Source organism: Massilibacillus massiliensis (genome assembly GCF_900086705.1).
Lineage (GTDB): Bacteria > Bacillota > Negativicutes > FLKF01 > FLKF01 > Massilibacillus > Massilibacillus massiliensis.
The window spans coordinates 1,153,218-1,178,174 of the sequence record NZ_LT575483.1; the positions used below are offsets into that span (position 1 = coordinate 1,153,218).

Here is a 24,957-nt window from a genome sequence, read left to right on the forward strand (position 1 = left end):
CTATACAAAAAAATGTTGTGGTCTGATTAAAATCAAGGCCACAACATTTTATACAACATGTTTATACGGCAGTGTATCACTGCGTCAAAAGCTGTATGTAAATATCTATATCAACGTTTACGTTATAATCTACTCTGCTATCCAGCATTATGCCTTAGCAAACCCCGCTCCTATTGCCGGATGCCCTTCTGGCATATGTTGGATTTTGGGATGTAATTTCATTGCCCCATCTTGTGCGGCAATTTTTTGCACAGCTAAACTTTTTTCCCCAGTTACTAAGATTTGAATACATTCTACCGTAGTCTGTGATAGATTGACCTGCCAGAATTGACCAGCAAGCGTTAATTCATAAAGAATCCCGTTGTATTTTACAAGACCACGCTCTTCCCATAGTTTATATAGCCATTGCAACTCACTCAAGCGAGGTTCTGCCTGAATCAATCGTTGTAAGTCTAAGAAACCTTGCTCTAGCTGTCCCAAAACAGTATTTATGATTGGTTGCAATGGAGATTGTTCCATCAGTACCATACATGGTTTTTTTTCTTCTTTTACCAATTTTTCATAAACGGGAAGCATTCTGTGCAGCATCGTTGTATAACCTCCGATACTACCTCCGGCACCGCAACCAAAAGGAAACATATCTCGCCCTTCTTTTGCCAAGATATTATAAAGACTTCGCTCTCTGTTATTACGCGTCCAATGACAGATGCTAAGACGTTTAAAAGCTCGTTTTGTCAAAAAGTCATGTGCAAAGGAAAACATTTCTGCCTGCCGTGCAGTATCAGCAGCCGGAGACATTTTCCCCGCTTGAATGCGCTTGTTCATTTCACTTTCTTCAAACACATTAAGCTGATATAAATCCATACCATCCACCGCTGATGCAGACAAAAGTTCCAAATCTTCTTTCCACAGCTTCATATCTTGGTCAGGTAAACCGTAGATCAGATCAACAATCACTGCACATTGCTGATAAGCTTTTAATTCTGCCAATCTTTTTAGCACTGTTTCTTGATCGTCAATTCGTCCTAATTGGCGTCGAATATGCGTATGAAACGATTGTACACCCAAAGACATTCTATTGACACCATGCTTCATCCATATATCCATTTTTTCCGGCACTAAATCGTAAATGCGTCCTTCCAACGTTAATTCATAATCATTAGCCAACGGTAAACAATCGTGAATGGTTTGTAACAGACGTTTTGCATTTTGTGGTGATAAAGAGGTCGGCGTTCCACCCCCAATAAAAACTGCATGTATCAGACCATCTTTCATTTGCGGTACTGCGGCAGAAGCTTCTATTTCCTGTATTAAACAGTCAATATACTTATCTTCGATCGCTTGATTCGCAGCATTTTGAAAAAAATTACAATATAAACATCTAGTCTGACAGAAAGGAATATGAATATAAACGGAACGAGGCGCCATCTGCTCGGGCACAGAAAACATGATTTTTTCCCATACACCTTGTGTTTGGTCTGCCTTTACCGGTCTCCCTGTCAAACCAGCATGAACTACTCTTTTATGAGGAAATGCACCAGTCAGCGGATCGACATTTTGATAACCAAATTGTAATGCTGCTTCTTCCTTTGAAAGAGTCTGCATAATCGTCTCTAGTTTCATAAAGCAGAATTCTCCAATCGTTTTAATGTTTCAACGACAAAATTTCTAGCTGCTTGCAAATCTCTATCATCTGGATGCACCGATGCTCGTTCATGCAGTTTTTCTCTTTCAGATGTCACAGCATGCGGATGTCCAGTCGGGAACATTTTTTTCATTTGCTCAATTAAATTCGGGTCAACTTTACCTTGACAAATAAATGTATGAATCGGCATTGCATTAGACGGCAACAGTGCTATCGCGTTTTGCATACTTGATGTTGCATGCTCTGAATCCGGATCTGCACCAAGTGTAGCAAATAATGCAACTTTAGGATGATGTAATCTTTCTAATAATTTTTTTGACTGTGCATCAGCTGTTCCACGATCAACCCAAAAGCCTACAAAAACACAATCGTAAGCATCCAAATTTTCTGGGGCATCCGCCACTGACAGGCATGGTGTCTCATTAGGTAAAACGCTGCAAATTTCTTTGGCAATTTTCTCAGTATTGCCTGTTCTTGATGAGTATAAAACGATACAATTCATAAATCATTCCTCCAAAAATTTAATTCATCTAAAGTATAACAAAATCCTTCTTTTCATATTGTCGGAAGCTTTGCCTGCACCACTCCCTTCATGGTTATAGATTCTAATTTTATTTATGCTATGCTCATAGCAAGCTGAACAATGTGTTCACCTGCCTATTTTTCATAAAGAAAAGCGGCTAATACACTCAATGCTTTTTCCATCTGAATACCAGGATTGACTGCAAATAAAGAATACGGGAGTTTATATATGCGTCTATTTTTCTGCAGCGTATTTAGTTTCTGCCATGGTGAATGCAGGAGTGATGTATTCTTTTGATTTTCCCCTCCACTCAAATGATGATCGACAAATAAAATAACATCAATTTGAATTTCTGTAATCGTCTCAAAATCCAGCGGAGCATATGCTAATTTTTCATCTTTAATTGTGATTAAATCAAATACATTGACGCCGCCCAATCTTTTTACCATATCGCCAACAAAACTTGTAGAAAGTGCTGCATATAATTCGCCGTCAATAGACCAAACAACCAGCACTCTTGGCGAAGGTTGCTCACCAATTTGTTCAATTAATTGTTGTCGATGTTTTTCAATCACACCAATCTTTTTTTCCGCTATTTTTTCTGTGCCATTTAATTCACCATAAAAACATAATCCTTCCAAAACACTTGCATAATTAGAAAATGTTTGTAATATAGTTGGAATTCCTTTTCTTTCTAAAACAGCTGCTAATGATCGATATGTCGGAAATGCCATACCAATAACTAAATCTGGTTTCATCTCGACAATACGCTTAAGGTCAGGATTTTCCGGTATCCCTACTTCTGGAATATCCTTAACTTTATCTTCTAATATGGCCGGCAACCGATCACTTGTCCCCCTGCCAATCGGCATACCGCCAGTTGCAACATACAATCCTAAATTAGATGAATTTAAAATAACCACCCGACGTGGATGACTTGGGATCTCAACCAGTCTACCGGCACTATCCGTAACCATACGATTTTGAATATCGCCAGATTTATCTAACTGTCGTCTCGGCGAATTTCGCTTTTGAATCCGACTATCTCCCTTATGGTTTAAAAGCTGAATTGTCCCACATTTTGGGCACTTGATTTCGACCTTTTCTACGATTCCGCGAAACAACAAACTATTACAAAAAACACATCGGACAGGACACAAATCCTCGTGAGACTCATGCCATATATCTTGCACAAGTCTATCATATCCCAACACGCAAATCACTCTCCCTCATTTTTCCATTTTCGCAAAATAAAAAGAGCTCCATACATAACTTAATTACGTAATGAAGCTCCAGGCTTTCTTAAACATTACCGCAACCAACGAAGGATAGCAGTACTTTACTTTTTCTGATTTAATACACATCTTGTTTATAATATAGCGTAGATGAGAATCATTGTCAATATATTTTAGAATTGATGTTAAAATTCCTTACAGGTTATACCTATATTCTAAAACATTTACCTTTAAGGAAGTTTTTATTTGCAGAAAATATTTAATGTATAAAATTAATTCTAAATTACAGATTCACCGTTGCACGACATAGTAGTTTTCACCTTTATCCTATCATCTAAAAAATCTGCCGCCTATAGTTAAGCAGCAGATTAAAATTAGTATATTATATATGTTTGTCTTCTTAGCGCGATACACACCAAAATTCTGTGAAACCGATTTCTTGTTTATACATTGCCTTACCAATATCGTGTTGCTGTCAGAATGAGAGTTCGTTGCTCTCCCTGGAATGTCCGGGTGTTGTCAAAGGCAGAAGCTTCATAAAATTTATCAAATAAATTACGTACATTAAGCTGGTATTGCCAGTCCGTAGTGTTGTAACGGATCGAAGCATCGGCCAGCCAAACACCGTTGAGTTTCAGTGAATTGTCAGTATTATAACGAGAACCAATGTAGCGTACACCGATGCCAGCATTCCATCCAGACTGTATTTGCTTATCTTTTGCTGTGTCCAGCCATAAAGCAGCCGTATGCTTTGAGACACCTGCCGTGCGCCTACCAATCGCAGCTGCATCGGTACTCTTCGTAATTTTATTGTCGAGTATCGTATAAGATGCAGTTAGTCGCAAATCTTTGAAAGCCACCATATTTGCCTCTAATTCCAATCCTTTTGATGCAATTTCGCCCGTTTGAATGCTAAAATTTGTATCTATAGGATCGGCTGTCAACACATTCTGCTGACGAAGATCAAAGAGTGCTACTGTAAAACGAGCATCCATATTTACTGGTTCGTATTGTATACCTACTTCATATTGCTGTCCTGTAGTCGGTACAAATGGCTGACTACTGCGATCTCTCCCGGATTGGGGTTCGAAGGATTTCGCATAGCTGATATAGGGAGATAATTCTTTAGTTGCGTGATAGACAAGTCCGGCTCTTCCTGTAAAGGCATCCTGATCAATCTCAGTGATTGCTCCATTTTGAGGATTTACACCATTTTGTTTATACCAGTCTTTACGTCCGTTCAGCGTAGCCGACCACTTTTCACCAAAATCGATCTGATCCTGAAGATAGATACCGGTTTGCTTGACTTTGCCTTTGTAAGTTACAGCCGTTTCAGGAGCAAGCCACGATGTTCCATAATGCAAATCATCGAGATCAACAGCCGGAATGCTGCCGCCCGCACCGTACCGATTTGTAAGTTTCCCATGCCGATAGTCGATACCAACGATGGCCTGATGACTGATTGTGCCGTTTTTCCATTTTGCTTCTCCATAAGTATCCAGCTGATAGGATGTAGCAGTGTCATCATAGATAAGAGGATCAAACGTAACCGTGTGTTTATCGCTCTGAAGAGTGGCCCAATTCATATTATAAACGGTGTTAGTTTTACCATAGCGAAAGTTCTGATGAAAGGACCAGGTATCATCCAACCGATGATCCAAGAGATAGCCGTAATAATATTGTTCTCGTTGATACCCCGTATAACCGGGTTGTCCTAAAAACAACCTGCCGGAGCGTCCATAAAAATCACTGTTAGGACGGTAAAGAGAATTTCCTTCATCAGAACCTTTCATTTCATCCTTTAAATAATGGGTCTGAAAAGTAATGGTGGTATCCGGATCAATGTTCCAAGCCAAAGAAGGCGCAATAAACTTTCGTTTGAAGCTGCTATAGTCTACAGGCAAATCCTGCTCGCGAGTCAGCCCTGTCAATCGAAAAGTCAGATTGTCGTGCCCGTCAATTTTCCCGCCAATATCCAAAGCAACGCTGCGATAATCGTCATTGCCACCTTGTATCTGTATCTCATTCACTTGGTCTGCTTTCGGGCGTTTGCTCACCAAATTAAACATTCCTCCGGGGGCATTGCTGCCATAGAGGGTTGAAGCTGGACCACGCAGTACTGCAACTTGTTCAAGCCCATATTGTTCAAAATCCCACAAGGCAAACTGATTTGTTACCAACTGCAAGCCATCAACACGTCTATCAACGTTAAACCCTCTTACCAGGCTTGAATTCCATCGGTAATCGGTTCCTTGCTGGTTGGAAGTGACACCGGCATTGTATTCTAACGCCTGTGTAAGATTTGTCGCACCACGGGCATCCATCTGTTCACGAGTAACAACACTAACGGACTGCGGTATATTGATAAGTGCTGCATTCGTCTTAGTGCCAACATTGTTGTATTTAGCGACATGACCTTTGACGGGAGTTTCCTTATCCGCTGTAACCTCCATCCCCTCTAAAGTGAATTCAATCTGCGAGACAGCGGTCTCACGCACATCTACCTGAGGATCATTTGCCTCCTCAGCAGCGGCAGCATATGGCCATTGCCAGATCAGACCACTGCCTACCAAGACATACAGCAGTCTTTTTCTGGTAAAAGATGATAGTTTTCTCATAGTTTTGACTCCTCATTCATCAGGGTGATTCTCATTGCTGGCCAAACAATGAAAATATATAATAAAAATACCTATTAAATTCACTAGTGACAGCTAGTTTTACTCGGTTTAACACGTGTAAAATTAACCTGGCACTATTATAGCAATGCTTTTTTACAGCGTCAATTGGCAGCAACAGTACTTCTTTCAGGGTATAAAAAGTCAATTAGCGCCCACAAAATGAGAATTGTTATCATTTATTAAAGGATGAATAGGACTATTTTTGCGATTTAGAACCGTATTCTAGTGGTAATTGGCAGTATACTATCGGTTATTTAAAAACCTATTTCATGTTATAATACAGAGAAGATTTTCGTGAATTTAGCATCAAGGTCTCGCAATTTAGAAAGGAAGGTCACCGTGACAACGAATGAATACTCGATGGGCAATGCAGAATTAGCCGCCCAGTTAGATTGCATAAAGATTGAGCAGAATAATGTTATTGAATATCGTTTACCGCCAGAACATGGTGACAGTTGGCTCATGGAAGCACATCCTTCTCCCGGATTATTCGTTACCAACGCATTTATAACTTTGCTGAAACCTATGATCAGAGAATATGATATTAGGCAAAAAGGGAGATGGCTGTGTGCTGTAGCAAGTGGTGTAATAACCATTTTCGAGCCCGGAAAGAAAGCACGGCGACTGAAACCTGGTATTCATATGGTACAGACCGGAAGGCAACCATTTAAAATTGTATTTGATACGGAAGCACCAATTTGGTTTACCAGCATCTGGCTGTTTGATGAATGGATTGATAACCATTTACGAGATAAGCCAACAGAAACATCTTACAACTTTACGGATTATGATAGCTGGCAGTTTCCCCAGTATAATACACCAGACATTGTACTGCTATTTGAGCAGCTAAAATTTGCTTTAAGAATTGCTAGTGTACCATTATTATATTATGAGAACAAAATCGGCGAATTACTGTCATTGATTATAAGAAATATCCGTTATGAATGGTTTTGGAAAAGACAACTGAAAGAAGAACGCCGCCATTATGTCACATATCAAAATAAGAAATATATGCTTTTAGTCAAGGACGCGTTGGATGAAAACCTGCTAAATCCTCCATCGACTAAGCAACTTACAGCCGTTGCCAATATGGGGGCAACCAAGCTGCGTCAGTGCTTTAAAAAAACCTTTGGAGTAACCATGGATGTATATGTGCGGCAAGAAAAAATGAAAGAAGCCATGCGGCTATTGTCAAAAGATGATTTGAGCATCAAAAATATAGCGACGGCAATTGGTTATAAAAACTGCAGTCAATTCATCGCCAGTTTCAAAAAAGTACATGGCTTTACGCCAAATCAATTTAGAAAGTTATTCGGTTTATAACCGAGCAAGACAAAGGGACGGTGGTTCTGTCTTTTTTAAGACATTTCCACCGTCCCTTTGTCTTGCTTCTTTTTATGGTTTTAATCAGGGAGATTCATAAATAAAAAACTTTCTTAAATTACGGATTTACCGTTGCACGGTATAATTGTTTACCATCTTTAAATTCTATAATTGCAGCACCTTTTACGGCATCGTGTGTTTCATTTAAAGTCGTAGAGCCAGTGATTGCTTGATAATCCTTAGTTGCTGCCAAAGCTTCGCGAATTTTATTTGCCTCTGTGCTTTTTGCTCGTTCAATTGCATCCATCATAACGTTCATCGCATCATAGCCAAGAACAGCCGGTGCATCTGGTTTTTGACCATATTCTTTCATATAAGCATCCACAAAAGCTTTAGATACTGGATTTGGATCATCTACAGAATAATGATTCGTAAAGAATGTATTATTCAGCGCTTCACCGCCGGCAATCTCAACAAGTTTAGGAGAATCCCAGCCATCACCACCAACGATAGGCAGATTCAGCCCAATTTCACGTGCTTGTTTAATAATTTTGCCAACCTCTTCATAATAGCCAGGTACATAAATTACGTCTGCTCCCATCGTCTTAATCTTGGTTAAGATGGTTTTAAAGTCTTGGTCTTTTTGTAGATACGCTTCTTCACCTACAATTTCTCCACCTTTTTCAGTGTAAGCCTTTTTAAAGAAAGATGCCAAGCCTTTACTATAGTCACTGCTGTTATCAATTAACATCACAGTTTTTTTGAGTTTTAATTCATCCAAGACGAAATTTGCTCCAACAGTGCCTTGGAATGGGTCAATAAAACATACGCGGAACGTATAATCTTTTACTTTTCCGTCATCGCCTACCGTTACTTTAGGATTCGTTGCACCAACTGTAAGGAAAGGTATTTTACTTGCTTCTGCTACACTAGAAGCTGCAATCGCACTGGAACTTGTAAAAATCCCCGTCACAGCAATCGCTTTATCCTGATTGATAATTTTTGTCATCGCATTTGCTGATTCAGACGGTTCACTTTTGTTATCTGCAATTACAGTTGAAACTTGTTTACCAAGTACACCGCCTTTTGCGTTTTTCTCTTTGATCGCCAATTTGGCTCCATTTACAAGTGATGTACCATACGTAGCACTGCCCCCCGTCATTTCTGCAACCATACCAATTTTGATATCTTTCGCATCAGAGCCGCCACCACAACCTGCTAATGCTGTTGCAGTCAAACAAGTACCAATAAAAATCGCTAAAAGTTTCTTCTTGCTAAAATTCATAGTTACAATACCCCCTTCTATTTTCAATGGATGACCATGCGTAGAATCCTCTTCTGCAAGATAGATTTATAAAATAAAAAAGAGTCAAACCACAATCTATGGTTTGACTCTGAATAGCTTTCATTGCTATTTTCGATGTCGAAAATAATCCTGCTGTTCTTATTTGATTATCTATCTCTTAGAATAATGTTATTATAATCGATGTTTTTTTCTTATGCAATACTTTTTTGTAAAATAGATGATGTATACAACGTACATTATACCTGTATGAAAATACACAGGAGCATGCAACATGCCTTTAAGGCTTTACACTCGTATTGAATACTTGCTTTCCATCTTTCATTTCAATAATCACTGCACTTTTCACCGCATCATGCGTCGCATTGATTGTCGTTTCACCACTAATTGCATCGAAATTGGTTGTTGCAGCCAGTGCTTCACGAATTTTTTCCGGTTCCGCACTGTTTGCTCTTTTCATCGCGTCAATCAGTACACGTGCCGCATCATATCCAAGTACAGCCAAAGCATCTGGTTTTTGACCATATTCTTTGGTATAAGCCTCAACAAACGCTTTTGCTTTAGCATCATCTGCATCTACAGAATAATGATTTGTAAAATACGTTTGATTCAGTGCACGATTTCCGGCAATCTCCGCTAGTTTAGGAGAATCCCAACCATCGCCGCCAATCATCACCGCTTCAATCCCAAGCTCACGTGCCTGCTTTACAATCTTCCCAACCTCTTCATAATAGCCAGGGATATAGATAACTTCTGCATTTAAGCTTTTTATCTTCGTTAATATGGTTTTAAAATCTTGATCTTTCTGTAAATAAGCTTCTTCACCTAAAATTTCTCCGCCTTTTGCCGTGTAAGCCTTTTTGAAGAAATCACCAAGCCCTTTACTATAATCACTGCTATTATCAATCAACATAACCGCTTTTTTCAATTTTAAATGATCAAAAACAAAATTCGCAGCAACTGTACCTTGAAATGGATCAATAAAACATACGCGGAAAACATAGTCGTTCACTTTGCCGGTTTTTTCATCCACTGTTACTTTTGGATTGGTCGCACCGGAAGCAAGATAAGGTACTTTCGCAGCTTCAGCGACACTTGCAGCAGCGATTGCATTCGAACTTGAGAATGTACCTGTAACCGCAACCACTTTATCCTGATTGATCAATTTTGTCATAGCATTTGCAGCTTCTGCTGGTTCAGATTTATTATCTGCCGCAACAGATTCTATTTGTTTGCCCAAAACGCCGCCATTCGCATTGGCTTCCTTAATTGCCAAATTTGCCCCGTTGGCAGATGATGTCCCCAATGTTGCAGCGCCGCCAGTCATCTCATTTAATAAACCGATTTTAATTTTATTAGAATCTCCGCCACCGCAACCAGACATTACGCTCATAAGCAGCAACGTCACCATCATCCACATCCATACCGCTTTTTTACTTTTGTTTCTCATAAATAAACGCCCCCTCTTTTCCAATCAAACCAACATTTTATCCTGCATTTCAGAAACAATCCATTTGCAATTGAAACAAAGAAGGGTAGTTCACGCCTTAGAAATAAAAAGAGTCAAATCGTTTTGATTTGACTCTGTATTTACTAAGAAACTTACGGCAAAATAATAGCACAAGAAATAAAGAATACATGCATCCTGTATACTTAATTGCTACCATTTGTCTCTGTCCTTTTGCCTGAGAGATTTGCAAACAATTTTCACTGTCTGTTTTCACCTTCGGCGACCCATTTAAGGGTACTCTCCAGAGTCCCGTCCATTTACGGTTCTACTCAAAAATTTTGAGTACCTGAGAGTGTTACTCCTTCGGTGGGCTAAATTGCCGCTCTTCCGTAGACTTCATCCGGTATACATATGTAATTGTCTGAAACACTCGAATGAACACTATTATAAAACAATGTTTATTTTTTTGCAATACTATCAACATAAAAAGATTTGATCCACAAAGAAAAATGCAATGATCTCAAAAATTGGATCATTGCATTTAAACTGTAGGCAAATCATATATTTATGCTGATAACTTAGAAAATAACGAAATCCGTACCACTTATAAACTAGTACGAAGATAGGTTGCCGGTTGGTGAGAAGTGCTCAGATGCTAGGCACAGTAAGGGGATGTGAAGGAGTCGTACTTCTGTACGTCGACGAGCAGTACCTTGCTGTAACGACGCAGATGAGTGCTTATCGCCAACCCGCTGCCTATCTGTCCATAGTTTATCAACACGCTGCACCTATTTATAGCATATTTTTTAAAAATGCCTTTGTTCTTTCTTGCTTAGGATGCACAAAGATTTCTTCTGGCGTTCCTGCCTCAATGATATCGCCGTCCGCCATAAAAATTACTTTCTGTGCAACTTCTCGAGCAAATGCCATTTCATGTGTTACAACAATCATTGTCATATGCTCTTCAGCAAGTCTTCGCATTGCTTTTAATACCTCTCCTGTAAGTTCCGGATCGAGTGCCGAGGTCGGTTCATCAAATAACATAATTGCCGGATTCATCGCCAGTGCCCTGGCGATCGCAACACGTTGTTTCTGACCACCGGATAATCTGGATGGATAACAATCTTTTTTATCCAGCAAACCAACTTTTTTTAATAATTCCTCAGCAATCGGTACGATCTCTTCTCTCTTCATGCCCTTGACTAAAATCGGTGCTTCAATCAAATTTTCAAGCACCGTCATATGCGGAAATAAATTAAAATGCTGAAATACCATTCCCATTTTTGCGCATATCGCACGAGATTTTAAATCATTTGCATATTGACATATGCCATCTACATCTTCTACCAAAGTCTCCCCCTGTACGATAATGGAGCCTTTGTCAATTGTCTCTAAACGATTCAAACAACGGAGCAATGTACTTTTCCCCGAACCGGAAGGCCCAATGATCGCCACGACCTCACCACGTTTAATTTCTAAATGAATCCCCTTCAGCACTTCTAATTTATGAAAACTTTTGTGAATATCTTTTAATTCAATCATTGCTTCATGCATGTCCTTCCCTCCTTCCTTACTCATCATATTTTGCGTAATGTGCCTCTAATTTATTGAAAATCCACGTTAATACAAAAGTCATAATTAAATAAAATACGCCCGCAATCACAAATGGCGTCATATCAAATTCACGCTGCACAATCGTTCTGGCAACGCGCAGCAAATCGTTCATTGCTAAAATGTAAATCAACGATGTATCTTTTACGAGTGTAATCGTTTCATTGCTGATCGGCGGTAAAACACGTTTGATCATCTGTGGAATGATAATACGACGCATCGTTTGCACATACGTCATGCCCAAAGCTTTCGACGCCTCATATTGCCCGCGTTCAATCGATTGAATACCCGCTCGAAAAATTTCAGCAAAATACGCCGCATAATTTAGCGTAAAAGCCAATAACGCCGCTGCAAAATCAGGCAATAGAATGCCCAGAGAAGGCAATGCAAAATAAACAAATAATAATTGCAACATCAGCGGTGTTCCACGCATTAACCAAATATAAACCTCTACAAGAAAGCTGACCGGCCGCCAGCCAGAAATTCTAGCAAGTGCCAAAAGCAATCCGAGTGGCAGTGACAGCGCCAGCGTGATAAAAAATATCTGTAATGTGACAACGATACCATCGAGCATCGGTACCACCATGCCAATGATTTTTTCCATGATAAAACTCCCTTTTAAAATTCAGTTTACCATCCCTTGAAACTTTACTGCGGTCTCCAAGGGTTTCGTTCCCGGCCTTTCCGGAAAAATACGTTCCGAAGGATGAAAAATTACCGACTTACGTTAAGAAATCCGTTTGTCTGAGCAAAGCGAGTTTACGGATTTTAGTAAGTCGGTAATTTTTCAAGTATTTTGGAGGTGTGAGGCCTAGCCTTTTTGGTTCTTTTGTGGCAATGACAAAAGGACGACCACCGATTTAACCCAATATACAGATTTTATAAATAAAATCACAGACAATCAACAAAATAATGATTTAGTTCAATAGATAAAAACGATATCATTCCACTTATCGCCGACCCGCGACCTATCTGTCCATAGTTTGTTTTAAAAGGCACTATTTTGTAATATCTTTCCCAAACCACGTTATAGAAATCTTCGCAGTCGTACCGTCTTTTTTCATTTCATCCAATACTTTTTGAATTTCCCCTTGTAATGCAGTGTCATCTTTACGATAGCCAATACCAAAATCACCTACAGGACCAACTGCTTTTTCTAAAGCAATAAATTTATCCTTGTTTTTGCCCATGTAATAACGGCCTACAATTTCATCCGTAATAATCGCATCAACACGACCATTTTCTAAATCCATCATCGCAGAAATACAATCCGGATATTTTTTTACCTCTTTAATCGCTGCTTTCATTTTTGCATCTGCTTCAAGATTTTCGTCCGCAGTGCTAGCACTCTGCATACCGATAACCTTGCCAGCTAGATCCTCTTCTCCCTGAATGGCTGAACCAACAGGAACGAAAATTAATTGCTTTGCTTCCATATACGGCGCACTAAACAGCATATTTTCTTTACGCTTTTCCGTAATATTTAACCCATTCCAAAGTACATCTATACGACCGCTTTTTAGTTCGGCTTCTTTACTGCTCCAGTCAATTGCTTTGAATTCAACTTCTCTACCTAATCTTTTCGCAGCTTCTTTTGCCATATCGATATCAAAACCAACAATATTATTTTTCTCATCTTTAAAACCCATTGGTGGAAAATTATCGTCAAATCCGACTACAATTTTTTTCTTAGCCGTATCTTGTTTTGCCGTATCACCACCGCAGCCAGCCATAAATGCAGCAGCCATTATAACCAGTACGCACAACGCAATTAATTTCTTCATTCCCAATCCCTCACTCACTTTTTTTATCCCTTACGGTATGTTATATTCTATTATACTTTAGTTCGCTAAAACATGAAACCTTTAAATTGTTGCATTTGTAAAAAAATAAAATGCATTTTCTCTATCTAGCTCGTTAAACCTCGTGATATTACTTCTACACGCATTATTTTAAAACATTTTTATTTGATTAAATGAGCAATGATTCGAATTCCATTTTGAATTTCAGCCGGCGTTGCCGTAGCGAAACTGATTCTTACGTAACAATCCGGGGCTTGGCGTGGAAAGAATGGCGCACCTTCCGTAATCAGCACCTGCCGTTTACGTGCTTCTTCAACCAATACTTGCGCAGATACGCCCATCGGCAATACCAACCAAATGGATAAACCGCCCTGTGGTTTTATCACCTTCACAGTTCTTGGCATATAGGCATCTATCGCGGCAAGTGTTACATTAAATCGTTCCAAATACATTGCCTTGATCTGTGCAATATGCGCATGCCAAATACCTTTTCGTAAATACAAGTCAAATGCTCTTTGTGTTAATCCCGAAGTAGAAATATCAGAGTTATGTTTTACCGATAACAGCCTACTGACCAAATGCTCCGGCATCATCAAAAACGCCAGCCGCAATCCAGGCATGAAAATTTTAGAAAAACTTTTCAAATAGATGACACGGTCATCTCGATCAATCGCCTTCAGCGGTGCCATCATCTCCTTGCCATAACTTAATGCGCTAATATAATCATCTTCAAGAATGATTGTATTATAATACCGAGCCAGCCCCATCAAGCGATTTCGTTTAACCACAGAATAAGAAGCCCCCGTCGGATTTTGGATATTGGGCATAACATAGATTAGCTTGGGTCTGAATTTACGTAGTTTTTCCTCAAGTTCTTCAATTGCAATTCCATCTTCCTCCATACGGATCTCGATAATTTTAGCCCCCCGCGAACGAAATGCAGCAATCGCCCCCGGATATGTGGGATTTTCCGTAAACACATAATCCCCATAATTCAAAAAAGCCTTGGCGACGATATCGATTCCTTGCTGTGCCCCTGAAATAATCTGCATTGTATTCGCTTCAGCCTTTACACCATTCTTTTTCAAATCCTTGGCAATTGATTCCCTCAATGGATAAAACCCTTGACTTTCTTGATAACTAAATGCATACCCTTGGTCACGGTCTAAAACTTCAATCAGCACTTTTTTAAATGCTTCTACCGATATCAAATCAGGATTTAAGGCAATACTGGCTAAGTTGATATAGGTTTCATCAAATTTTGGTGACAAGATTTCAATCGCATCAATTTCTTCTTCATCCTGTTTTTCGCAATCCTCTTGATCAACGACATCAGAAAGCTCCGCAACATAGCTTCCACTGCCAGCTCTTGAAAAAATATAACCATTTTTCTCAAGAAGTTTATAAGCACTCATAACCGTTCCCGGGTTAATTGCTAAAAACTTGGCAAACTTTCTTACCGGTGGCAGTAAATACCCGTGCGACAACTTTCCGCTGATTATGTACTCTCGCAATTGGTCATACAGCTGCACATACAACGCTTCTTTTTTATCCTTTATTAATTGTATCGATACAAAATCAACAAATTCATCTTTCATCTTGTAATCTCCATTTTACTCTGCTAGAATAAGAAAAATTTTGTACCAAACCACAAAAATCGTATCGGTACAATTTTATTTTAACAAATTTATTTTGATTCTACAATGTAAAGCGAGGTAATTTTCACATGGAAAACAGATATGAATTAAACAAAAATTTAGCACAAATGCTAAAAGGCGGCGTCATTATGGACGTTACCAACGTAGAGCAAGCAAAGATCGCCGAAGCAGCCGGTGCTGTTGCCGTTATGGCACTTGAACGCGTCCCCGCCGACATCCGCAGAGAAGGCGGTGTCGCTCGCATGTCCGATCCGAAAATGATCCGCGCAATCAAAGAAGCGGTATCCATTCCTGTAATGGCCAAAGCGAGAATCGGGCACTTTGTTGAAGCACAAATTCTCGAAGCCATCGGCATAGATTACATTGATGAAAGTGAAGTATTAACGCCGGCAGATGATGTTAACCATATCGACAAAACCGCCTTTAAAATTCCTTTTGTTTGTGGTGCAAGAAATCTTGGCGAAGCCTTACGCCGTATCGGTGAAGGTGCTTCCATGATTCGTACCAAAGGCGAAGCAGGAACTGGAAACGTAGTTGAAGCAGTTCGTCATATGCGCACGATGCTGCAGGATATGCGTCGTGTACAAACAGCTTCGTCAATGGAACTCATGTCAATTGCCAAAGAATATGGTGCACCGTACGATTTAATCCAATATGTTCACGATAACGGTAAATTACCAGTCGTAAATTTTGCAGCCGGTGGTATTGCAACACCTGCGGATGCGGCACTGATGATGCAGCTTGGCGTAGAAGGAGTATTTGTAGGCTCTGGAATCTTTAAATCCGGTGATCCCGTAAAACGCGCTAAAGCAATCGTTGAAGCAACCACCTTTTACAATGAACCAGAAAAGCTTGCTAAAATCTCTGAAGATCTCGGCGAACCGATGGTAGGAATTGAAATCGACACCTTGCAAAAATCAGAATTACTTGCAAATAGAGGCTGGTAAGTATTATGATTACCATTGGTGTTCTCGCGATACAGGGTGCAATAACCGAGCATATAACTGCGCTTCATAAAACCGAAAATGTGAACGGCATCGCTGTCAAAACATTAGAAGAAATTGAACAAGTGGATGGATTGATTCTTCCCGGCGGAGAATCAACGGCAATGGCAAAAATCTTAACATATTTTCATCTGCTAGAACCACTTGCTGCTAAAATTCAAACAGGGTTTCCAGTTTGGGGAACATGTGCCGGCATGATTTTGCTCGCCAAAAAAATTATTGACCAGGAAACGAACTATTTTAATGCGATGGATATCGTCGTAAAACGCAATGCTTACGGAGGGCAGCTCGACAGTTTTCAAACAGAACTTTCATTGCCTGCAATTGCCGGTCATCCCCTCCCTCTCGTATTTATTCGTGCACCTTATATCGAAAGTGCCGCTGACACTGTAACGATCCTCGCCGAAGTAGATCATAAAATCGTCGCTGCCGAGCAACACAATATGCTCGTCACTGCCTTTCACCCAGAATTAACAGGAGATTTATCGTTTCATCGATATTTTTGCAATAAGGTACAAAGCAATCTATAACCGCGATAAAATTTTTTTGATTGACAAGAATATAAACTCCGACTATACTTAGGTTCATAAAAGCAAAGATGCTACGAGAAATTTTTCTCATAGCATCTTTTTGTTTTTTGTTTAATTACAAAGCAAAATTCAGTTATCGCTACCGCTTTGATTTTTGCTTTGTAATTCACAATCTATACTCCCTCGTATAAACGAAAAGAGCAATCACTACTGCCCAGTGATTGCTCTTTTCATTTATGTTCTGCTTTTACTTCTGTAGATAAAAGTTCACTGCTTGTTGGATTTTCTGCAAATAGGCGTCCCGTTGCAGATAAAGGTTCTCTGCCTCTTTCAACGACACTTCAGTGAATTGTATCATACCGCCTGGACAAATTTGCGCAATAACTGCCAAATCGACATGGATTACTTGCGCAAATTTCGGATACCCGCCCGCCGTCTGCCGATCAGCAAGCAAGATAATCGGATTGCCATCCGGCGGTGCTTGTACTGTCCCAAACGAAACAGCCTCTGAAATCATCTCTAGCGGAGAAATCAATTGCAAAGCTGCACCGTCCAGTCGATATCCCATACGATCTGAGGCTGGTGTGACAGCATAGGGCGTACGAAAAAATGCAGCAATCGATGTCTCTGTAAAAGATTCCATCTGATTTCCCCGCGTCACGCGCACTTGAATTGGTGCATCGCCCAAAGGAATATGCGTGGGTTCAAAAAACCAATACGTCGTAAGAAAGCCGCCCGTTACCGACGATTTACAGAGTACAGGTCTGAACTTCTCCATTTGCGTTTTTGTCTGCAACGTGACTAGCGTATCTTCGGCCAAGAGTGCACGTCCTTTAAATCCACCCAATTCCGCACGCATATAGGTACTTTTACTGCCCATGACAACCGGAACATCAAAACCTCCAGCCACCGCAAGATAAGCACGCGCACCTGATTTTAACATACGAAAATGAAGAACACGATCTTTTTTTATGAGCACAGGCCGCCACATAGGCACCGGCTCACCGTCTATCGTAGGTGACAAATCACCACCTGTAATCGCGATTAACGTATCTTCTTGGAAAGCAAGTACAGGTCCCAGAAAACTAATTTCCAAAACGCCTTCATTCTCTTCATTATCTAATAAAATGTTCGCCATACGAAAAGCGTAGGGATCCATCGCTCCGCTGGCAATGATTCCATGCTTTTGATAACCAATACGCCCCTTATCTTGGAGGGTCGTCAAAAGACCTGGGCTAATGACCTTTACCTGCATTTTTTAGCCCCCTTTACCGCTTCATATTCCGCTTTGTTTATCGGCTTAAACTTCACAATATTTCCAGCCTCTAATAATGTGGGAGGATTCTGTTCCGGGCAAAACAGCTCCACCGGCGTACGCCCAATAAGCTGCCATCCCCCCGGCGTTTCAATGGGATATGCACCTGTTTGACTTCCGGCAATTCCCACACTGCCTATCGGTATCGCCAATCTTGGCGACGAACGCCGTGGTGTAGCGATTTTCTCTGACATACCGCCAAGGAACGGAAATCCCGGCGCAAAACCAATCATATAGACCAAATATGCCCCACTGCTGTGAATCTCAATTACTTCTTCAACCGACAATTGATTGTACTGAGCAACAAAGGCGAGATCCGGTCCAAATTCTCCGCCATAACAAACTGGAACCTCCACTACTTTCCCTGTCTCTTGCCGATTCATATCTAAATTTGCAAGCATCGATTCAAGTAATTTGATCATTTTACAGTAAGATACCGGCATACTGCTCTCTTCTATTTCAATAGGCAATGTATGCACCAATACAGGATCATAAAAAATCGTCACATTTTTATAAGCAGAACTATATTCTATCATCCCCTTAAAAGGGTGATTTTCTAAATAATGCACCAATGCCATCACTTTGCGATTGACTTCCGGATGAATAGATTTACCAAACTCAATCATAATTGCATTTTCACCCAGCGGATAGAACTCTACTTGCAAGTCTTTTGCTTTTCCCACACTTTTCACCTCGTATTACGCAGTTTTATAAAACGCCATACTGTTCATCACGAACATCTGTAATAAACATGTGCCCAGGTGCATGGGTAATCATGAGATCTGGTTTTACATGCATTGCTGCTGCCTGCGGCGTTACACCACAAGCCCAAAAAACAGGAACTTCTCCGGGGTTTATCGTTACCGGATCTCCAAAGTCAGGTTTGAAAACATCGGCAATTCCAATGCTGGCAGGATTGCCAATATGCACCGGCGCGCCGTGAACGGAAGGGAAACGAGAAGTGACCTGTACCGCACGAACAACATCTTTCTCCGGAATCGGGCGCATACTGACAACCATCGGCCCTGAAAAACGTCCGGCTTTCGTACATGCTATATTGGTTTTGAACATAGGAACATTACAATTTTCTTCAATATGGCGAACAGAAATTCCATTGTTCATCATAGGAAACTCAAAAGTAAAACTACAGCCGAGCAAAAAAGCAACCATATCATCTTCCCAATATCGTTTGATATCCGTCACTTCCTCTACCATTTCTCCATGACGGTAAATACGATATTTAGGAATATCGGTACGTAGATCGGCTGCCGGAGCAACCATCGCCGGGACTGGCGAGCCCGGCTCTGTTACATCAATTAAAGGACATGGTTTAGGATTTCTCTGACAAAATAAAAGAAAATCGAAAGCTAGCTCTTTTTTCATAATCGCTAAATTCGCCTGCGTATACCCTCTGGCCATGCCGGAAGTGGGTTTTAACCACGCATTGTTACGAATCATTAACCGTGCCGCTTCAGGACTTAAATTCAAAATATCTCCCATGAACTATCAACTCCTCAATTTTAAAACTTACTCTATCTATTTTAAAAACATCGTTTAAAGAATTTTACTACCAAAAGCCTGTACGGTGATTCCCTCTCGCTCCAGTGTTTCATGAATTTGCTTTGCAAACGCAATCGCATGTGCACCATCACCGTGAATGCAAACTGTATCTGCTTTGATTGTGAGATCTTCTCCCGGAAGCGTTTTCACTCTGCTTTCCTTTACCATGCGTACAACTTGCATGACAGCTGCATCTGCATCTGTTATCATCGCATTCGCCATTTTACGCGGCGTCAGTGTACCATCCAACTGGTATGTACGATCTGCAAAAACCTCTTGTGCTGTTTTTAAACCAATTTTTTCACCAGCTTTAATGAATGCACTGCAAGACAACCCAAATAAAATTAACTCCGGATCTACTTTATAAATCGCTTCCGCAATTGCTTCTGCAAGCGCCGGTTTCTTTGCCGCCATGTTATATAAAGCGCCATGAGGTTTCACATGCTGCATTCTTACACCTTCCGCCTTCACAAATCCATATAATGCGCCTACTTGATACACCATCATATCATAAGCTTCTTGCGGGGAAATCGCCATCTCACGACGACCAAAGCCATTCAAATCCGGCAGACCTGGATGCGCACCGATTGCTACATGCTGTGCAATTGCCGCCTGCACAGTTTTTCGCATTACACTTGGATCACCGGCGTGAAAACCACAAGCAATATTAGCAGATGTAATGAACGGTAAAATTTTTTCATCACCGCCAATTGTATATGCACCAAAACTCTCCCCTAGATCACAATTTAAGTCAATTGTATACATTTATGTTCACCTCATTTATTGCGCATCAACAGACAAAAAAAGCTCCGAGTAAAGTCATCTTCACCCGAAGCCGCTCTGCTTCAACAATTCATTCCCAGTATTCTACTGTGAATACCCTAATAGTAGCACTGCAGAAAGTCCTTGTCAATGTATATTCCACCTTGTTTTTACAGTCTTACTTATAAAAACAATGTCTTTATGATAAATAACCTTAATTTATATTGTGCCGCTATTACTCATATCGTAAAGCTTCTATTGGGTCTAAAAGTGCTGCTTTTCTCGCAGGATAAATCCCAAAGAAAAGTCCGATTCCCACTGAAAAACCAAAAGACACAAGGATCGGCATCATCGTAATTACAGTCGTAAATCCGGCAACTTTAGAGATTGCCAGCGAGGAAGCACATCCAAGAACGATTCCAATCAGACCGCCGACCACACCAATTACAATCGATTCAATCAAAAATTGCAGCATAATATTCTGATACGTTGCACCAAGCGCTTTACGAATCCCAATTTCCCGCGTTCTTTCCGTAACTGACACCATCATGATATTCATGATACCAATACCGCCGACCAGCAGGGAAATTGCTGCTATACTCCCAAGCAACAAGGTAATCATCGTTGTCGTCTCTGTCATTGTTTCCATAAGACTGGTTAAATTACGTACCGTGAAATCATCTTCTTTTTCACCAACAATCTTATGTCGTTGGCGCAATAAAGTGGTGATTTCATCTTGTACTTGATCCATAACCTCTGCATTCGATACCTGGATGTTAATAGACTGTACGTAAGTAATACCAATTAATCTCTCCTGCGCTGTTGTAAGCGGAACAATGACCACGTCATCCTGGTCTTGCCCCATAGAAGACTGCCCTTTGCTATCAAGAACTCCAACTACTTGGTACGGTGTATTGTTGATCCGGATATTTTTCCCGGTTGGATTTACCTCTCCAAATAAGTTTTCCGCTACCGTAGAACCGATCACCGCCACACGGTTCCGCGAATTAATATCCTGCGTTGTGATAAAATTGCCGCTGCCAACACTCAAACTGCGAATTGCCATATATTCAGGCGTTACGCCTTGTACACTTGTCTTCCAGTTTTGGTTTCCTGCTACGATCTGATAGGAACTGCTCACAGTTGGTGATACATAATCAATATTTTTGATTTCTTTATCGATCGCTTCAGCATCCCCAAATTTTAACGTAATGTCACTGCCGGCCGCAGACCGCGGACCACCTTTAGCCGAAGCCGATCCCGGTGAAATAATCAACATATTGCTGCCAAGACTGGAAATAGAAGTTTGGATTTCCTGCCGTACCCCCATCCCGATTGAAACCATTGCAATGACAGCACCAACGCCGATAATAATCCCTAACATCGTTAAAATAGACCGCATTTTGTTGGAGATCAGCGCAGAAAAAGCGATCCTTACACTTTCCCTAAACATGAGCAACGCCCTCCTCCGGCTGGCTGATTTCATCCCGTACCAACTTGCCATCCCGTACCATCAACTGGCGTTGCGCATACTCTGCAATATCCGGTTCATGCGTTACAAGAATAATCGTTTTTCCCTCTTTATGCAACTGACCAAATAACCCCATAATTTCGATACTCGATTTCGTATCAAGATTCCCGGTTGGTTCGTCGGCCATCAAAATTCTTGGATCATTGACAAGCGCACGAGCAATCGCTACCCTTTGCCGCTGTCCGCCAGATAATTCATTTGGCAAATGATCTTTTCTCTCTCCCAGTCCGACTGACTCAAGCAGCGCTGCCGCCCGTTCAGTACGCTCTTTCTTATTTACACCTGCATAAATGAGCGGTAAAGCTACGTTTTCTAAAGCACTGATTCTCGACAATAAGTTAAAGTTCTGAAACACAAAACCAATTTTTTTGTTGCGTGTAATCGCCAGCTTATCATCACTGAGCTGTGCAACTTCCTCGCCATCGAGAATGTAAGACCCCGTTGTCGGTCGGTCTAAACAGCCTAAAATATTCATCAACGTTGATTTACCCGAACCAGACGGTCCCATGATGGCTGCAAACTGTCCTTTTTTTATATGCAAATCAATCCCCGCAAGCGCCGCCACAGTTGAGTCTCCGACATTATAAATTTTCTTTACATCAGAAAGACGAATTGTCATACTAGATTCTCCTTCCTATCTTGGCGGTGGCCCGCCTTGATCCTTTGACGAGCTGCTGCTTTTTGAAGTTGATTTTGTATACGAAATAGACAATGTATCGCCTTCACTAAGTCCATCCGTTATCTCCACTTTATCATCACTGTATAACCCAATCGTTACGCTTCTGTTCTCTGTAGTTCCATCTGGATGTGCCAGCACAACATACTGTCCGTCATTATTCGTCTTTAATGCAGAAAGCGGAATCATGAGCGCGCCTTCTTTTTCAGCCGTATGGATGTTAACTCTGGCCGTCATGGCTGGTTTTAATAAATTTTCCGGATCATCAATATCCAGTGTCACACTATAATAAATAACCGTCGTCGTAGAAGTACTGCTGGACCAAGTACTGCCTACATCTGTTTGTGATATATTCGATACGGTTGCAGTAAACGTTCTGCCACTATAAGCATCTACTGTAAAGGTTGCTTTTTGACCAATTTTCACCTTGCCGATATCTGTTTCATCGACTTTTGCATTAATTTGTTTCGTTGACATATCGGCAACTGTCATAATCACAGTTGGGGACGTTACGCCTGCTGTAATCATCGTTCCTGCAATTTTAGGCTCACCGATCACAACCCCATCCATCGGCGAAACGATAATCGTATCATTTACATCCGATTGAACACCTGCATACGTTAATACAGCAGTTTGATAGGATAGCAACGCATCTTCTAAATCCGCATCGGATTTTGCTCCAATAGAATTTAAATATTGTAATCTTTTATATTTTGCTTCTGTATTCGTCACTTTATATTTCGCCTGATCAAGCTGCGTCTGTAACGTGGTGCTGTCTAATACAGCGACTGTCTGCCCAGCTTTTACAACGTCATTTTCTTTAAACATTACTTCTTTTAACCGCGCCGTAACTTTAGAACTGATTTCTACCGAATTTAAAGGTTTAATCGTTCCCGTCGCAGACACAGTAGAAGTTATTTTTCCTCGTTCAACCACTGCTGTTTGTGTCACTGTTGGCTGAACCGTCTGCTTCGCGCTGTAATAATAGTACCCACCGCCAATGCACGCCGCAATTACAACAAAAACAACAATCCACTTGATTTTTTTTTCTTGCATAGTTATTCTCCTTTACTCATGCCCATTGCATTTTCTAGTTTTGCTTTATATGTTGCATAGTCATATTGTGCTTGAATATAATTTGTTTTTGCCGTAGTTAACGCCAACTGTGCATCAATCACATCCAACATAAGTCCTTCTCCAGCTCTATATTTTTCCTTTGCAATAAAATAATCTTCTTCCGCCTTATGAATGGCAACCTGTGTACTATTAAATCTCTTCTCTGCTTCGCGCATACTCAGATAATTTTCACGTACTTCTAAATCAATCGCATCGGCTTGTTTTTCAAAATTTAGCTGTGCTTGCTCTACAGCAATTTGTGCCTGCTTTATATTTGACTCTGTCACATTGCTGTCAAAAAGATTCCAGCTCGCAGAAACTCCGGCCGCTAACGTATGATTATCATCACTTGGCAGCACTTGTTTTTGCCAGCTATTTTCAACGGATAAATTTACCGTTGGCTTTTTATCACTTTTCGCAATTTTGACATCTTTTTCTGCCTGCTCTATTGCAATTTGATATTTCATTAAATCTTTACGATTGTCTTTTGCATAAGAAATACAATCCATAAGCGAAGAATCAAAGTTTTGATACCCTGCATCGTCAATTAACTCGACTGGTTCTTCACCTTTTAGTTTTATAATATTTTTCAAGGTGCTTACAGCAACATCATACGTATTTTGCGACTTGATTAAGGTTTGCTGCGCATTGACAAGCTCCACTTCCGAACGAAGTAAGTCTACCTTTGGGGAACTGCCTGCATCATATAATTGTTGTACATTATTTAAATGTTCCTGATAATTATTTACCGTCTCTGTATCTACATCAACGACCTTTTTGGCTTCTAAAATATCATAATAGGCAGTTATCGTCGATAAAATTGTATTTTCCTCTGTTCTCGCAAGCCCCAGCTCAGCAGAAGTAATTTCCTCTTGCGCCTTTTCTATTTTTAACTCATTTTTGCCGCCAGTATAGAGTGGCATACTCATCGTTATTCTGTTACTATTCCCCCGAGAAGACCCATTATTATTTATATCGGAAAAGCTAAAGCTGCTGTTTGCTGAAATGGAAGGTTTTTTCTGCCCTTTTGCTCCATCTAAAGCAACTTTCGCATTTTCTCCATCCTTCTGCGCGATTTTAATATCATAATTATTGGTAAGTGCCATATCAATGGCCTGATCCAAAGATAAATCAGCACAAAATCCAGCCGACGTATTCAGTAAAAAATAACTCGCCGTTACCGCCATAACTTTGCGCAAAGACTCTTTTTTCATCTAGCACACTCCTCTGCCGTT

21 protein-coding genes and 1 riboswitch are annotated in these 24,957 nt (G+C 40.5%); of the genes, 3 read left to right on the forward strand and 18 right to left on the reverse strand.

Going from position 1 to position 24,957, the window contains the following annotated elements:
• Positions 1-147: 147 nt before the first annotated feature.
• The 4 genes from hutW to BN6559_RS05870 all read right to left on the reverse strand — a co-directional run bounded on the left by hutW (position 148) and on the right by BN6559_RS05870 (position 6,021).
• Positions 148-1,623: a heme anaerobic degradation radical SAM methyltransferase ChuW/HutW gene (hutW, locus tag BN6559_RS05855; RefSeq protein WP_110953847.1), complete on the reverse strand. Its 1,476-nt coding sequence runs from the start codon at positions 1,621-1,623 to the stop codon at positions 148-150.
• Entirely contained in the window at positions 1,620-2,147 is a 528-nt protein-coding gene (locus BN6559_RS05860) for a flavodoxin family protein (protein WP_110953848.1), read from the reverse strand. The genes hutW and BN6559_RS05860 overlap by 4 nt, the downstream gene beginning before the upstream one ends.
• 155 nt (positions 2,148-2,302) lie before the next feature.
• Positions 2,303-3,382, reverse strand: coding sequence for an ABC transporter substrate-binding protein (locus BN6559_RS05865; protein WP_199883782.1), 1,080 nt, complete (start codon positions 3,380-3,382; stop codon positions 2,303-2,305).
• 476 nt (positions 3,383-3,858) lie between these two features.
• Positions 3,859-6,021, reverse strand: a complete 2,163-nt coding sequence (locus tag BN6559_RS05870) for a TonB-dependent siderophore receptor (protein ID WP_110953850.1) — start codon at positions 6,019-6,021, stop codon at positions 3,859-3,861.
• Positions 6,022-6,420: 399 nt separating this feature from the next.
• Between BN6559_RS05870 and BN6559_RS05875 the strand changes: the two genes are divergently transcribed.
• Positions 6,421-7,404, forward strand: a complete 984-nt coding sequence (locus BN6559_RS05875; protein WP_110953851.1) for a helix-turn-helix domain-containing protein — start codon at positions 6,421-6,423, stop codon at positions 7,402-7,404.
• Positions 7,405-7,522: 118 nt separating this feature from the next.
• Here BN6559_RS05875 and BN6559_RS05880 read toward each other — a convergent pair whose 3' ends face one another.
• The 6 genes from BN6559_RS05880 to pdxR form a co-directional block, all read right to left on the reverse strand.
• Complete coding sequence (locus BN6559_RS05880) at positions 7,523-8,689, reverse strand: ABC transporter substrate-binding protein (RefSeq protein ID WP_110953852.1); 1,167 nt, start codon at positions 8,687-8,689, stop codon at positions 7,523-7,525.
• Positions 8,690-8,987: 298 nt separating this feature from the next.
• Positions 8,988-10,157, reverse strand: a complete 1,170-nt coding sequence (locus BN6559_RS05885) for an ABC transporter substrate-binding protein (protein ID WP_110953853.1) — start codon at positions 10,155-10,157, stop codon at positions 8,988-8,990.
• 213 nt (positions 10,158-10,370) lie between these two features.
• Positions 10,371-10,472: riboswitch (glycine riboswitch) on the reverse strand.
• 477 nt (positions 10,473-10,949) lie between these two features.
• Entirely contained in the window at positions 10,950-11,711 is a 762-nt protein-coding gene (locus tag BN6559_RS05890; RefSeq protein WP_324609403.1) for an amino acid ABC transporter ATP-binding protein, read from the reverse strand.
• 16 nt (positions 11,712-11,727) lie between these two features.
• Positions 11,728-12,372 carry an amino acid ABC transporter permease gene (locus tag BN6559_RS05895; protein ID WP_110953854.1) on the reverse strand — a complete coding sequence of 215 codons (645 nt, stop codon included), beginning with the start codon at positions 12,370-12,372 and terminating at the stop codon, positions 11,728-11,730.
• A gap of 394 nt (positions 12,373-12,766) precedes the next feature.
• Positions 12,767-13,552 carry an amino acid ABC transporter substrate-binding protein gene (locus BN6559_RS05900; RefSeq protein WP_110953855.1) on the reverse strand — a complete coding sequence of 262 codons (786 nt, stop codon included), beginning with the start codon at positions 13,550-13,552 and terminating at the stop codon, positions 12,767-12,769.
• Positions 13,553-13,731: 179 nt separating this feature from the next.
• The gene (gene pdxR / locus BN6559_RS05905) at positions 13,732-15,168 is read right to left on the reverse strand and encodes a MocR-like pyridoxine biosynthesis transcription factor PdxR (protein ID WP_110953856.1); all 1,437 of its coding nucleotides are present in this window, start codon (positions 15,166-15,168) and stop codon (positions 13,732-13,734) included.
• A gap of 128 nt (positions 15,169-15,296) precedes the next feature.
• On the opposite strand from pdxR, the gene pdxS reads away from it, so the two are divergent.
• Complete coding sequence (pdxS, locus tag BN6559_RS05910) at positions 15,297-16,175, forward strand: pyridoxal 5'-phosphate synthase lyase subunit PdxS (RefSeq protein WP_110953857.1); 879 nt, start codon at positions 15,297-15,299, stop codon at positions 16,173-16,175.
• Positions 16,176-16,180: 5 nt separating this feature from the next.
• On the forward strand, positions 16,181-16,762 hold the full coding sequence (pdxT, locus tag BN6559_RS05915; RefSeq protein WP_110953858.1) for a pyridoxal 5'-phosphate synthase glutaminase subunit PdxT: 582 nt from the start codon (positions 16,181-16,183) through the stop codon (positions 16,760-16,762).
• Between the two features lie 247 nt (positions 16,763-17,009).
• On the opposite strand, the gene BN6559_RS05920 is transcribed toward pdxT, so the two are convergent.
• The 8 genes from BN6559_RS05920 to BN6559_RS05955 all read right to left on the reverse strand — a co-directional run bounded on the left by BN6559_RS05920 (position 17,010) and on the right by BN6559_RS05955 (position 24,936).
• A complete protein-coding gene (locus tag BN6559_RS05920; protein WP_110953859.1) occupies positions 17,010-18,017 on the reverse strand; it encodes a 5-oxoprolinase subunit C family protein in 1,008 nt (335 codons plus the stop codon).
• Positions 18,008-18,760: a 5-oxoprolinase subunit PxpB gene (pxpB, locus tag BN6559_RS05925; RefSeq protein WP_234407812.1), complete on the reverse strand. Its 753-nt coding sequence runs from the start codon at positions 18,758-18,760 to the stop codon at positions 18,008-18,010. The genes BN6559_RS05920 and pxpB overlap by 10 nt, the downstream gene beginning before the upstream one ends.
• Before the next feature lie 25 nt (positions 18,761-18,785).
• Positions 18,786-19,577: a putative hydro-lyase gene (locus BN6559_RS05930; protein WP_110953860.1), complete on the reverse strand. Its 792-nt coding sequence runs from the start codon at positions 19,575-19,577 to the stop codon at positions 18,786-18,788.
• 54 nt (positions 19,578-19,631) lie between these two features.
• Positions 19,632-20,402 carry a 5-oxoprolinase subunit PxpA gene (gene pxpA / locus BN6559_RS05935; protein WP_110953861.1) on the reverse strand — a complete coding sequence of 257 codons (771 nt, stop codon included), beginning with the start codon at positions 20,400-20,402 and terminating at the stop codon, positions 19,632-19,634.
• 232 nt (positions 20,403-20,634) lie between these two features.
• Positions 20,635-21,852, reverse strand: a complete 1,218-nt coding sequence (locus BN6559_RS05940; RefSeq protein ID WP_110953862.1) for an ABC transporter permease — start codon at positions 21,850-21,852, stop codon at positions 20,635-20,637.
• Positions 21,845-22,549, reverse strand: coding sequence for an ABC transporter ATP-binding protein (locus BN6559_RS05945; RefSeq protein WP_110953863.1), 705 nt, complete (start codon positions 22,547-22,549; stop codon positions 21,845-21,847). The genes BN6559_RS05940 and BN6559_RS05945 overlap by 8 nt, the downstream gene beginning before the upstream one ends.
• Positions 22,550-22,564: 15 nt before the next feature.
• A complete protein-coding gene (locus BN6559_RS05950; RefSeq protein WP_110953864.1) occupies positions 22,565-23,662 on the reverse strand; it encodes an efflux RND transporter periplasmic adaptor subunit in 1,098 nt (365 codons plus the stop codon).
• Positions 23,663-23,664: 2 nt separating this feature from the next.
• Positions 23,665-24,936 carry a TolC family protein gene (locus tag BN6559_RS05955; protein ID WP_110953865.1) on the reverse strand — a complete coding sequence of 424 codons (1,272 nt, stop codon included), beginning with the start codon at positions 24,934-24,936 and terminating at the stop codon, positions 23,665-23,667.
• Positions 24,937-24,957: the final 21 nt, after the last annotated feature.